The organism is Streptomyces sp. rh34, assembly GCF_002551245.1.
Taxonomy (GTDB): Bacteria; Actinomycetota; Actinomycetes; order Streptomycetales; family Streptomycetaceae; genus Streptomyces.
In genome coordinates this window covers 1-11,482 of record NZ_NTGZ01000232.1, presented here as the reverse complement: position 1 = coordinate 11,482, position 11,482 = coordinate 1, and the positions used below count along the sequence as shown (strand labels likewise).

At 72.5% G+C, this 11,482-nt stretch carries 8 protein-coding genes; 2 read left to right on the top strand and 6 right to left on the bottom strand.

Annotated features, from left to right (window positions below):
- Together CR470_RS29880 and CR470_RS29875 are read right to left on the bottom strand one after the other, a co-directional pair.
- On the bottom strand, positions 1–1,369 hold a 1,369-nt coding region (locus tag CR470_RS29880), incomplete at its 3' end, for a pyridoxal phosphate-dependent decarboxylase family protein (protein WP_097870615.1).
- 218 nt (positions 1,370–1,587) lie between these two features.
- On the bottom strand, positions 1,588–2,553 hold the full coding sequence (locus CR470_RS29875; protein WP_097870614.1) for an immunity 49 family protein: 966 nt from the start codon (positions 2,551–2,553) through the stop codon (positions 1,588–1,590).
- Between the two features lie 354 nt (positions 2,554–2,907).
- On the opposite strand from CR470_RS29875, the gene CR470_RS29870 reads away from it, so the two are divergent.
- On the top strand, positions 2,908–3,105 hold the full coding sequence (locus CR470_RS29870; protein WP_097870613.1) for a hypothetical protein: 198 nt from the start codon (positions 2,908–2,910) through the stop codon (positions 3,103–3,105).
- 63 nt (positions 3,106–3,168) lie between these two features.
- Here the strand turns inward: CR470_RS29870 and cobF are convergent, their stop codons facing one another.
- The 3 genes from cobF to CR470_RS29855 form a co-directional block, all read right to left on the bottom strand.
- Positions 3,169–4,005 carry a precorrin-6A synthase (deacetylating) gene (gene cobF, locus CR470_RS29865; protein WP_097870612.1) on the bottom strand — a complete coding sequence of 279 codons (837 nt, stop codon included), beginning with the start codon at positions 4,003–4,005 and terminating at the stop codon, positions 3,169–3,171.
- A gap of 143 nt (positions 4,006–4,148) precedes the next feature.
- Positions 4,149–6,464, bottom strand: coding sequence for a protein kinase domain-containing protein (locus CR470_RS29860; RefSeq protein ID WP_097870611.1), 2,316 nt, complete (start codon positions 6,462–6,464; stop codon positions 4,149–4,151).
- 69 nt (positions 6,465–6,533) lie between these two features.
- Entirely contained in the window at positions 6,534–8,969 is a 2,436-nt protein-coding gene (locus CR470_RS29855; protein ID WP_179892414.1) for a protein kinase domain-containing protein, read from the bottom strand.
- Between the two features lie 382 nt (positions 8,970–9,351).
- Between CR470_RS29855 and CR470_RS29850 the strand changes: the two genes are divergently transcribed.
- On the top strand, positions 9,352–10,416 hold the full coding sequence (locus CR470_RS29850; RefSeq protein ID WP_097870609.1) for a lipoate--protein ligase family protein: 1,065 nt from the start codon (positions 9,352–9,354) through the stop codon (positions 10,414–10,416).
- A gap of 52 nt (positions 10,417–10,468) precedes the next feature.
- Here CR470_RS29850 and CR470_RS29845 read toward each other — a convergent pair.
- Positions 10,469–11,482 (bottom strand): molybdopterin-dependent oxidoreductase (locus CR470_RS29845; RefSeq protein WP_179892413.1); only part of this gene is annotated, 1,014 nt, incomplete at its 5' end.

Below are 11,482 nucleotides of genomic sequence, written 5' to 3'. Positions count from 1 at the left end.
CATCAGAGATGTGTATAAGAGACAGGCCCAGGACGGCGCGCCCCTCGGCGAGCAGAGTGCGGCGGACAGCGGCGACCACGGCGTCGCCCTCCTCGTCCGGCAGCGCGTCGGCCACCGCGGGGCGGAACAGTACGGTGCTGATCCCGATATCGCCGGGCCGGCGGCGCAGTGCGGGGCGGGCGTCGACGGCCCGGCCGAACTCGTGGGCCGTACGCACGCAGCGCTCCACCAGTTCGCCGAGTCCCCGGCGTCCGAGCGCCCGGAAGGTGACCGCCATCTTCAGGGCGTCGGGGCGCCGGGTGGTGCGGATCGAGCGGCCCAGCAGGTCCGGGAGTCCGGCCTCGGTGTCGTCGTCGGCGTTCAGGTAGTCGGCGCGCAGGGAGAGCGGCGCGAGCATCCCGGCGTCCGCGACGGCCAGCACTCCGGCGGCGACCGGCTGCCAGCCGAGTTTATGCAGGTCGAACGTTACGGAAGCGGCGCGTTCCAGCCCCGCGAGCAGAGGGGCCAGGCGCTCGCTGAACAGCAGCGGACCACCGTACGCGGCATCGACGTGGAGCTGCGCCGCGTGCCGTTCGGCGATGCGGGCGATCTCCGGGAGCGGGTCGATGCGCCCCTCGTCGGTCGTTCCGGCGGTGGCGACGACCAGGATCGGCGCTCCGGCGAGTGCGGCCAGGGCGCGGTCCAGGGCGGCCGGGTCGATCCGGCCGTCGCGGCAGGCGACGATCGCGGGGGCGGGCAGACCGAGCATCCATGCGGCGCGGTGGACGCTGTGGTGGGCGTTGGCGCCGGTCACCACCCGCAGGGAATGGGGTGTCGCTCCCCGTGCCGCTCGCTCCCTCGCGAGGAGCAGGGCGACCAGGTTGGACTCGGTGCCACCGCTGGTGATGAGCGCGTCGGGGGCCGGGGCCGTCGGGTGGACGAGCCGGGCCAGTGCGGCGGTGGTCAGCTCCTCGATCACCCCGGCGGCGGGCGCCTGGTCCCAGGAGTCCATGGAGGGGTTGAGAGCCGCCCCGGCCAGGTCCGCCGCGACGGCCACGGCGAGCGGCGGGCAGTGCAGATGGGCGACGCAGGCGGGGTCGGCCGGATCGGCGGCTCCCTCCGCGACCGCGCGGACCAGGTCCCCGAGGGCGGCCTCGGGGCCGACGCCCTCCTCCGGCAGGACCGGGGCGCAGAGGGCGCGAGTGCTCACGGCCACGGCCTCGGGCCCTCCGGCGGGCAGCGGCCCGCCCCGGGCGCGGGCGGCGTTCTCCAGCGCGTCCAGGACGATCGCGGTGAGGTCCCGCAGTCTCCCCGGCCCGTGCACACCGCCCGCGACGAGTCCTCCCCGCACGCCCTCCGCGCCGGATGCCGACGGCGTACCGGCGCTCACGCCCCACGCTCCACGCTCCACGAAAGGTTCACCGGGGAGTGGGAGCGGAGCACGCGGCATGGCGAAGCCCTTCGGTCGGAGTGCGCGGCGGGTCGTGCGGAAGCAGGGTCCGCGCGCAGGGCGACACCGGGGCGGAAGATCCACCACCGGACATTTGCTGGTTAGGTTAACCTAACTTCAAGGGGGCGAACGACAGGCGGTCCGCCGGGTCCTGAAGGCTACTTCGCGTGCCAGGCACCGAAGTTGTTGGGTCCCGCCTCCGCTGCCCGGCGCAGCGCGTCCGTCGGGCCCAGCAGATCGTTCGGCAGGTAGCCGGATCGAACCCCGAGTCCCCATCCGTGCACCTGGACGGCGAGGGCGGCCAGGGCGAGGGCATCGAGCGGCAGCAGGGTGCGGGGGGCGGGGCGAGGCCCCACGCTCTCCCGGTAGATGTCGAGCCGGACCGCCAACGCCTCTTCGAATGCCTGCTGTTCGTCGTCGAGGAGCACGCGCAGCAACCGCTGGTCGGGGGTCGGTGTGCCTGCGGCGTCCAGCGCGGCGGCCGCCTGTGCCCGCTCGTCGGCAGCGGGCTTGCGCAGCGGCACGGTGGGCCAGTGGCGGGGCTGATGGCCCTCTGCCCGGGTCAGGTAGCGGCACAGGGCGTCCATCGCGGCGAGGTCCACCGGGTCCGAGGGCGAGGCGAGCGGGGAGTACGGCACCCCCGCGTGGATCTCGACCGCGTAGTCGTTCCGCAGCAGAAGTCCGATCACCCGCTGCCAGTCCCATACGAGACCGCTGACCAGGGAGACCGCGAAGGCGTCGAGCCAGGTCCGGGCCGAGGGTGCCTGCGCTCCCGCGTGGGCGATGGCGGCGCCGAAGGATATGTCCTCGGTGCTGAGTTTCTCGCCGATCAGCGGGAAGGGGATCTCCTGGTCGCCGTCGGGATAGCAGCCGACACTCAACTCCCCCATCCGGCACTCGGCCGCCGTGCGCAGCGCGGAGCGCGCCACCTCGTCGAGCGCGACCCCCCGCCCCGCGCGGGCGGCGACGTGGTCGAGCAGCTCGTCGGCCGTTTCGGCCATGTGCCGGGGGGCCGGGTCGTCGTAACGCATCAGATGCCACCGTCCCGCGGTGCGCCCGGCGATACCCTCCAACGCTTCGTCCAAGCGCCTGGCGTCCACCTCATGGCACGTCACTTCCCGCACGTACGCCGTCCTTTCGTGATCTTCGATCCGGAAAGCGGCACGCTATCAGCGGGCTCGGACATTCCCAGGACCGCACGGGGGCGGCCCGGGGCCTCGGGCCGGCCGCGGTTCTCCGGGCCGCAGTCGGGGTTCCCCGCACAGGTGCCCGGCACAGGTTCTCTGTACGTTCGACTGTTCGTCAGAGGCTCGCTGACCGCCGGTCAGGTCGGTCGGGTCGTCTGGGCGTGACAGTGACACAGATGTAACCGAATGGCGTAGGGACAGCGGAACCACAGAGCGTCACAAGCCGTTCTTCTTCCCACTACACGGCCGCCGACCCGCGGCGAGGCCGACCGAGGAAACGGAAAACGTCAGATGAAGAAGACAGTCGGGTGGGCCCAGGACGGCGACGACTGGACGATCACCGTGAACGGCACGCTGTATCGCGCCGTCGAGCGGCCGACGGACGGCCGGGTGCACGACTACTTGGTTCGGGGCAGCGACCTGACCGCCGAATGCCCCAGTCTGGGGCACGGGCTCGGCGCGATCCGGGCACACGAGTCCCGCGGCTGACGCCGCACAGGTCCGACGACGAGGTGCGGCGGCCGAGGCCGCCCGCGCCTCGACGCGGACCTTTCAGCCGTTCGTACGATCCGCGCCATCCGCACCGCCCACGCGGCCCGTACTGTCCGCGTCGCCCGGCCCTTGGCGCAGCAGATAGGTGTCCATGATCCAGCCGTGCCGTTCGCGGGCCTCCGCGCGCAGCCGGCTGATCCGGCCGGCGACCTCGTCGAGCGGGCCGGATACCAGGATCTCGTCAGGGGTGCCGATGTACGCGCCCCAGTGGATCCACAGGCCCCTGCCCGTCAGGTGGGTGAAGCTCTCGTGGCCGTCGAGCATCACGACGATGTCGCCGTCGTCCTCGGGAAAGCCCTGGGCGAGACGCCTGCCGGGGGTGATGTGGATGGGGCGGCCGACCCGGTTCAGGGTGACGCGGTGGCGTGCGGCGAGGGCGGAGACGCTACTGATGCCGGGAATCACCTCATGGCCGAATTCCACCGTGCCCCGGCCCAGAATGTCGTCGAGGATCGCGAGGGTGCTGTCGTACAGGGACGGGTCGCCCCACACCAGGAAGGCTCCGCACTGTCCCGGCGCGAGTTCGTCGGTGATCAGGCGTTCGCAGATGTGGGCGCGGCGAAGACGCCAGTCGTGCACCGCCGAGGTGTAACGCCCTCCGTCCTGCTGGGTCCGGTCCCGCCAGGGGTCCTCGGCCTCGACGACGCGGTAGGGGCCGGTGAGGTGTTCGTCGAGGATGTCCCGCCGCAGCCGGGTCAGGGACTCCTTCTCCTTGCCCTTGCCGACCACGAAGAAGACATCGGCCCGGCGCATGGCCTTCACCGCGGCGAGGGTCAGGTGGTCGGGGTCGCCGGCGCCCATGCCGATGACGAGGATGTGGCGGGGTGCGTCGCTCATGTCGGCCGATCATGCCAGGAGCGGGACGAGGTGGACCTGCCAGGACGTCCAGCCAGGTGTTCGCGGGCGGAGCGGTGGCGCGGTGAGGAACTGCGTGCGGACCCCGGCCGCCGACGGCGCCCCACCGGCCCCGCGTCACCGGATCAGGGGACGGGGGCGGACAGAAGGGTGCCGTCCTCGAAGGTCAGGTAGATGGCGCCGCCGGACACCAGGACACTGGACGGCCGCATCAAGGCAGCGTCGACGGCCTCACCCTCCCGAGGCCAGCCGCGGAGCGTGGACCGGCTCGCCACGGCCGTGCCGTGCTCCAGGTCGAATCCCCGCAGCTCGCCGGCCCCGATCACCAGGACCCGGTCACCGGCCACGATGACGGAGTCCTCGCCGTTCCAGGTCAGCGACCACTGCTCGCGCCAGGTCCGCGGGTCGAGGGCGCTGAGGTGCGCCGAGCCCTTCGCCCTGTCACTGCCTCGCACGAATACCACCTTTTCGTGCCGTGCGCCGTGCAGCATGTCAACACGCGTGTCGCTGACCTTCCTGAGCGTTCGGGTCTCCCGCACCGCGTCCAGACAAGCGACGTACGGGTCGCCCCGCCTCGGACCGGGACAGTGGTCGGAGATCCTGTCCAGATCCTTGCCGGTCTTCGGGTCCAGGGTGCGGGTGTCCCCACCGGTCACCCAGAGACGGTCGCCCGCGATGTCCAACGACTGGGCCCGCGCGGAGGGCATCGCGCGTTCCCACTGCTTCTCGCGGTCCTTGACGGAATACGCGCGGAGGAACACGTCCCCGGCCTCGGCCGGCCCGCCCTCCGCGACATAGGAGACGAAGAGCTGTCCTTCGTGGACCCGGGCAGCGGCCGACAGGTACCCCTTGCGGCCCGGCAGTCCCGCCACCCGCTTTCCATCGCCGAGATCGAGCACGTCGACACCGGTACCGTCGGTCGAGGTGGTGTAGACGTGCCGGGTGTCCAGTTCGGCGTAGGGCAGTGATGTGATGTCCTCTCCGCCGCTGCCGGCGGGATAGCGCCACGCAAATGTGCCGTCGGCCGCGTTCCTCGCCTCCAGGTGCCCCCGCCTCCGGTCCTGGTCCCACCGGACGCAGACGAGCACGGTGCCGCTGAGCGAACAGTTCGACGCGCCGCCCTTTCCCTCGACGGACGTGATCCACGGCTGCCAGCCTTCGGGCTGCAGCGTGCGGTCCAGCGCGTCCGGTCCGAAGTCACCCGTCGCGTCGGCGGCCACGGGGGCGGTGCGAACGGCGGCGGAGCCGGGGCTCTTCGTGCTCTTCGGGGACCCGCCCGGGTTCCCCGAGGACGCCTCACCCTCGGCCGGGCCGTTCTCTTCGCCCGGCAGGTTCAGCAGGACGACCGCGAGCGTGCCGACGAGGAGAGCGGCGCCGGCGCCGAGGGACCGGCGCAGCCGGCTTCCCGCCCGTTTCGGGGTCGGCGCCGAGGACTGCGGGGGAACCGGGGGTGTCGGGACGCCGGGGCCCGGCGGGGTGGCGGCGGGTGCCTTCTGGGGGGCCGGGGGTGCGAGGAGCGCTCGGCCCACGGCCGTCTCGTACGCGCGGATCTCGCCGCGCACACCGTCCGGCCAGGGGAAGGGCTCCCGGCGGGGCGCCTGCACGGCTCCCGGGCGGGCCGATGCGGCCTCCGGGTCCAGGGTGCGGATCAGGTCGTCCGTCGTCGGGCGGCGGCCGGGTTCCTGCCGCAGACAGTCGGCCACGACGTCCCGCAACTCCGTCGGGACCTGGGAGAGTTCAGCCTCGCCCTGCACGATGCGGTGCACGGTCGCGGCGAGTTCGCTGTCCTCGAACGGCCCGTGTCCCGTGGCGGCGAAGCAGAGGACGGCACCGAGGCAGAACACGTCGGACGCGGAGGTCACCGACCGGCCGCCGTCGATGTGCTCGGGGGACATGAAGCCCGGCGAGCCGACCATGATGCCGGTCGCGGTCAGCGCCGTCGCGTCGTAGGCCTGGGCGATGCCGAAGTCGATGAGCCGTGGGCCCCGGGCGCCGAGGACCACGTTGGCCGGTTTCAGGTCCCGGTGCACCAGTCGCGCCCCGTGCACGGCGGCCAGACCCCGCGCGAGGTCAGCGCCGAGTCGGCGCACCACGTCGACGGGCAGCGGGCCGTGCCGGGCCACCGCGTCGGCGAGCGAGGGCCCGGCGACGTACTGGGTGGCCAGCCAGGGTCGTTCCGCTTCCGGTTCGGCGCCGACGAGCGCGGAGACATACGGGCCGCGTACGGCACGCGCCGCCTCCGCCTCGCGTCGGAACCGGATCCGGAAGTCGCCCTCGAGGTCCAGGTCGCGGCGGACGGTCTTCAGTGCGACGAGGTCGTCGGGGCCGCCGTCCGGTGGCAGGGCGAGGTGGACCGTACCCATGCCTCCGGAGCCGAGGCCGGCGAGCAGCCGGTACGGACCCACGTTGTAAGGGGCATCGGCGTCGAGCGGACGCAACACGGCGAAGGGACTCCAAGTCGGTTACCGGGTAAGGGGGTTCGATGGGTCGAGTGGCCGGGGAAGGGTGTCTCAGGCGGGAAGCTTCATGGACCGCACGGTTCCGTCGTGGTAGATCACGAAGAGCGCTCCGCCCAGAGAGATCACTTGCGGCGCCCAGGCCAGGGGCTCGGAGTCGAGGCCGGTCGGGTCTCGATCGCCCGGCCCGCCGTCGATCTCGCGCCAGGCTCGCTCGTCGCCGTCCAACGGCAGTGTGTAGAGGCGGCGGTTGTCGGCGAACACCGCCGTGTCTCCGACGATCACCGGATCCATGGAGGGAAACCCTCCGCCCTCTTCCCCTTCCTTCCGGGGCGGGGCGACCGTGTGGGTCCCGTGCGGAGGGCCGTGGGGTGTGAGCTCGACACGGCCATCAGCGCCGAACCGCAGGCTGTACGTCGTACCGTTCGCGGGAACCGCGCCCTCTGCCCCGTTCCGCTCGACAGCGGTGCGCGGGCCGTCTTCGTCGACCGGCCGCAGAGTCACCGCGTCCAGCGTCACGGTGGTCTCCCCGCCTGCTTCCCCGGCGTTCGCGGGCTTCTCGGTGTCGCAGTAGATGTGGCCGTTGTGGACCAGTACGGCACCGCACAAGCCGTTCCCGGGCACCCCCATGGGAGTCGGCTCCCCGGTCCTCGCGTCGAACGCGGTCATGCCGCCGTCCGTCCGGGTGATGAGCCTGCCCTCCGTGAACGCATCGGCGCCGTACATCCCGGATGCGGCCATCGGCGCGTCATGCGACACCAGGGACCGTTTCCAGAGGTGCTTTCCCGTGCGGACGTCGTAGGCGTAGACGGTCGCACTCGGCCCGAAGCCCAGGGTGAAGAACGCGACCCCATCGCCCAGCAGTGCGTTTCCGACGCTCTCCGCTTCGTGTCCCAGACCCGTGTCGTGCTCCCAACGGACCTCTCCGTCCGCGGCGGACCGGCCACGGACCATGCCGGCCTCGGCGGAGACGACGATGTCGCCCTGAATCAGCGGGGCGCTGCCGTTGCCAGGAATGTGCATACCGCGGTTACCCCTGCCCGGCAGGCCGCCGGGGTCGGGCGACGCCGCGTTCCACAGCGGTTCCCCGTCGGACGCGCGGACCGCCGCGAGGCCTCCGTCCAAGGTGCGGCAGACCAACAACACGCGGTTCAGGGCGCAGTCCCAGGGGCGCACGTCCAGTTTCGCCGACCAGGGCTTCCAGCCGTCCGGACGGATCGTCGAGTCGACGGGGAAGTAGCGGCTGCCGTCGACGCCGTACCGGTTGAGACCGACCCCGGGCGCGATGTCCGCCGACGCGGAGGGCGAGGGGGAGCCCGATGCGGCGCCGGACGCCTTCTTGCCGTCGTCGCCGCCGCCCTCCAGGGCCCGCAGCCCGAAGGCGCCGAGCACACCGGCGGCGAGCGCCGCCGCGATCACGGCGACGACCATGCGCCGGCGCGGACCGGAACGCGGGCCGGCCGGCGGGGTCACCGGAGGCGGCGGAGTGCCGGTGACCGTTTCCGCGCTGTGCACCGGGGGCGCGCCCGGCATCGTGGGGGCCGCGGCGGCGAGCGCGCCCGCCGCCTCCAGCAATCCGGCCAGTTCGGCCTCGTCCGCGGCCACCAACTCCCGTACGCCGGGCGGCCAGAGGCTGCCGTCGTCCGCGGCGTCCGGCAGGTCGGTCACGGTCCGGAAGCGGGCCTCCAGGACGGCGATGTCGGGTCGGGACGAGGGGTCGGGGTGCAGACAGTCCTCGATCAGTCCTCGCACCTGGTCCGGAACGCCCGTCAGATTCACGTCGGCCTGCGAGATCCGGTAGAGCACGGCGGCCAGCGGACCCTCCCCGAACGGAGGCGTGCCGCTCGCCGCGTAACACAGCACCGACGCCAGGCAGAAGATGTCCGACGCGGCCACCACATGCCGTCCTCCCCGCACGTGCTCCGGCGACATGTAGCCCGGGGACCCGACCATCACGCCGGTCGCCGTCATGGTGCCGGCCCCGAAGTCACGGGCGATGCCGAAGTCGATGACCTTGGGTCCTTCGGCGCCGAGCAGGATGCTCGTCGGCTTCAGGTCGCGGTGCTGCACCCGCGCGTGGTGGATGCCGCGCAGCGCCCGTACGAGGCCGAGACCGAGGCGGTGGACCGTTTCGACCGGCAGGGGGCCCGCCGCGCGGACCGCCCGCTCCAGGGTCGGCCCCGCCACGTACTCGGTGGCCAGCCACGGCTCCGCGGCATCCGCGTCCGCGGCGAGCAGCCGGGCCGTGAACCGGCTGTCCACCGAGCGGGCCGTCTCCGTCTCCCGGCGGAAACGGTCGCGCAGCGCCGGGTCGCCGACCAGTTCCGCCCGCACCGTCTTGACGGCCACGAGCTGCGGGCCGGTGTGGGGGCGCCGGGGCCGCGTATCGGCTCCCAGATACACCTCGCCCATGCCGCCCGCGCCGAGACGGGCGAGGGTCCGGTAGGGGCCGATCCGGCGGGGGGAACGGTCCAGGAGCTCACCGAGCATGCTGCCGCGCCCTCCCCCCGCACGTCGTCGGGCACGTGCGGGTGGCGCCCGGGGCATGGGCCGTGGGTGGTGGTGGCGTGGCTCCGACCCGGCGAACCTGCATGTCTCGTCCCCCTGTTGAGATGTCGCTGGTCATCACTGCGTATCGGTGATCACCCTCGCACGCGGGCGCGCCGCAGACCACCCCACGGTTGGGGGCCGAGGGTCGATCCGGTCGCCGAACAGTCCACAGCCGCCCTGACCAGCGCACGGTCCCCGCTCAGGCACGGATCGGCCGAGGCCCGGCAGCGCGGGATGATCCACGCCCCGATGTGCGTTACATCCGGTTGTGTCCGGCTCATTCACCGAGCCGGACCGCGGAACGAAAGCTGGAGGCGGCGCTGTGCACGGTGAGTACAAGGTTCCCGGCGGCAAGCTGGTCGTGGTGGATCTGGAGGTGGAGGGCGGGGCGCTGCGGAACGTCCGTGTCGCGGGGGACTTCTTCCTGGAACCCGACGAGGCGATCCTGGCGATCGACGCGGCCCTGGAGGGCGCCCCGGCCAACACGGACACGGCCGGGCTCGCTGCCCGGATCGAGGCGGCGCTGCCCGACTCCACGGTGATGCTCGGACTGAGCGCGGAGGGGGTCGCCGTCACCGTGCGCAGGGCACTCGCGCAGGCCACGGAGTGGAGCGACTACGACTGGCAGCTGATCCACGAGGCCCCGCAGTCGCCCGCGCTGCACATGGCGCTGGACGAGGTGATCACCGCCGAGGTCGCGGCGGGGCTGCGGCCGCCGACACTGCGGGTCTGGGAGTGGGACTCCCCCGCCGTGATCATCGGCAGCTTCCAGTCGCTGCGCAACGAGGTCGACCCGGCGGGCGTCGAGCGGCACGGGGTGAACGTCGTGCGCCGGATCTCCGGCGGTGGCGCGATGTTCGCCGAGCCGAGCTCCACCATCACCTACTCGCTCGCCGTCCCGCAGTCGCTGGTCTCCGGGCTGTCGTTCGCCGACAGTTACGCCTACCTGGACGACTGGGTCCTGGAAGCCCTCGGCGACATGGGCATCAAAGCCTGGTACCAGCCGCTCAACGACATCGCCACCGAGGTCGGCAAGATCGCCGGAGCCGCGCAGAAGCGGATGGTCGGGCCGGACGGCGGGCCGGGCGCCGTGCTGCACCACGTGACCATGGCGTACGACATCGACGCCGACAAGATGCTGGAGGTGTTGCGGATCGGCAAGGAGAAGATGTCCGACAAGGGCACCCGGTCCGCGAAGAAGCGCGTCGACCCGCTGCGGCGGCAGACCGGGCTCCCCCGCCAGACCGTCATCGAGCGCATGATCGCGTCGTTCCGCAAGCGCCACGGGCTCACGGCGGGAAGCGTGACGGACGCCGAGCTGGCGCGCGCCGAGGAGCTCGTACGCACCAAGTTCGGTACGCCGGAGTGGACGGCCCGGGTGCCGTAGAAGGGTGCCGCGAGGTGCCGGAGAAACGTCCGGCCCGGGTGCGCCCGAGCGGTCAGTCGACGGTCACCACGACGGAGTGCCGGCCGCTCGCGCCGTCGGGGACGGTCCTGGTGCGTTTCTCGGTCTGGAGCTCGCCGGTGCGGTCGGTGGCGCGGACGGTCAGGGTGTGGCCACCGGGGGTCGCCTTCCAGGGGTAGGACCACTGGCGCCAGGTGTCGACGGTGGCCTGCTCGGCGAGCTGTGCCGGCCGCCAGGGCCCGTCGTCCACGCGGATCTCGACCTTCTCGATGCCGCGGTGCTGGGCCCAGGCCACTCCGGCCACCATGACCGTGCCGGCCTCCGGGCGCCCGAAGGGCTTGGGGGTGTCGATCCGGGCCTGGGTCTTGATCGGGGCCTCGCGGGCCCAGTCGCGCTTCACCCAGTACGCGTCGTAGGCGTCGAACGTGGTGAGCTCGATGTCCTCGATCCACTTGCAGGCCGAGACGTACCCGTACAGGCCGGGGACGACCATGCGGACGGGGAATCCGTGGACGAAGGGCAGCGGTTCGCCGTTCATCCCGACCGCGAGCATCGCGTCGCGGCCGTCCATGACGTCCTCGACGGGGGTGCCGAGCGTCATGCCGTCCACGGACCGGGCGACGAGCTGGTCGGCCGGGCCGCGCCGGGACGGCGGCTTCACCCCGGCCTCCCTGAGCAGGTCGGCGAGCCGGACGCCGATCCACCTGGCGTGGCCGACGTAGGGGCCGCCGACCTCGTTGGAGACGCAGGTGAGCGTGATCTCCCGCTCGATCAACGGGCGTTCCAGCAGGTCCTGGTAGGTGAACTCCAGGTCGCGCCGTACGCCCTCGCCGTGGATGCGGAGCCGCCAGGAGTCCGCGTCGACCTTGGGGATCACGAGGGCGGTGTCCACGCGGTAGAACGTGTCGTTCGGGGTGGTGAAGGGGCTGATGCCGCGGGCCCTCACCTGTGCGCCCGCCGGGATCGGTCGCGCGGGTGAGGCCGGCGCCGGCAGCGTCACGGCCTCGCGGGAGGCGACGGCGTTCCGGCTGCTGCGGCCGTTCAGCAT

Bases quoted from the DNA above. Each gene is read 5' to 3' on its own strand.
- CR470_RS29870 (WP_097870613.1), top strand. From the start codon at position 2,908: ATGAAGAAGACAGTCGGGTGGGCCCAGGACGGCGACGACTGGACGATC.
- cobF (WP_097870612.1), bottom strand. From the start codon at position 4,005: ATGAGCGACGCACCCCGCCACATCCTCGTCATCGGCATGGGCGCCGGC.
- CR470_RS29855 (WP_179892414.1), bottom strand. From the start codon at position 8,969: ATGCTCGGTGAGCTCCTGGACCGTTCCCCCCGCCGGATCGGCCCCTAC.